Origin of the sequence: Pseudomonas sp. Ant30-3 (assembly GCF_000690905.1) — a bacterium.
In the GTDB taxonomy this organism is placed as follows: Bacteria; Pseudomonadota; Gammaproteobacteria; order Pseudomonadales; family Pseudomonadaceae; genus Aquipseudomonas.
The window spans coordinates 1-1,005 of record NZ_JMCL01000227.1; the positions used below are offsets into that span (position 1 = coordinate 1).

Genomic DNA, 1,005 nt, shown 5'->3' on the forward strand with positions numbered 1-1,005 from the left:
GGCCGCCATCGGCCTCGCGGCGCTGGCCTGGGCGGCTTTCGTATCGCCGCTGCCGCGCCTGGCCTACAACCCGTCCGACAGTGTGGCGGTTGGCTGGTATCGCATCGAACCGTTCGACCCGCGCACCGCCTCGCTGCCACGTCCGCTGTCAGTGGACAGCATCGTGCTGGTGCCGCTGCCCAACAGGGCCGCCATGCTGGCCGCGCAGCGCGGCTATCTGCCAACGCGCGTGCCGCTGCTCAAACGTGTGGGCGCGGTCGCGCCACAACACGTTTGCATCGTCGCCGGCCAGGTTCGCATCGACGGCGTGCCTGCGGCCGCCGCGCTGCCTGCCGACCGGCTGGGCCGACCGCTGCCATCCTTGCAGCTTTGCCGCCGTCTCGAACCGGGCGAACTGTTCCTGTTGAGCGTGACCAATCCGGCATCGTTCGACAGCCGGTATTTCGGCCCGGTCAGCGCATCCACCGTGATCGGCGTTGCGCATCCGGTGTGGCTGGAGTCCCGCCCATGATGGCCGCCGACTCGCTGCACGTTGCCGTGCATCTTGTCGTGCCATCGGGCATGTCGTTCTCGCTGCTGTTGCCGTGTCGTCGCGCCTGCCGTACCGGTGCATCCGCACCGCACGTCGCGCTGCCTTCGACGCAGCCTTCCAACGTGCAGGCGTCTTGCTTCGAACGCGCCCGGCCTGCTGTCTTCATGGCGTCAGTCCGCGCGTTCGCCGGCGCGCTGGCTGCTCCCGCAGCAGCGCCGCCGGGCCGACGATGCCCGGAGCGACAGCGAAGGGCAAAGGCGGAAGGCAAGACAAAAGGACGCGGCACCAGGCCGCGTAGAAAGCCTGTCTGCACATGGGGGTGGCGCGGCACGGAGCGGCTTCGCCACCGTGCCGCTTGGGGCGCGAGGCCCGCGCCAATGCAGGCATGTCCCCGTGCTTCGCACGACAGGACACGCCAGAGCTTGCAGGGAGCGCAGCCATGACCGCCCGCCGCGACGACGATTTCCGGGTGC

Annotated in this window: 1 protein-coding gene; it reads left to right on the forward strand. The window is 69.8% G+C overall.

Annotated elements, in window-relative coordinates:
- On the forward strand, window positions 1-511 hold a 511-nt coding region (locus DU29_RS0129005; RefSeq protein ID WP_028624814.1), incomplete at its 5' end, for a S26 family signal peptidase.
- Window positions 512-1,005: the final 494 nt, after the last annotated feature.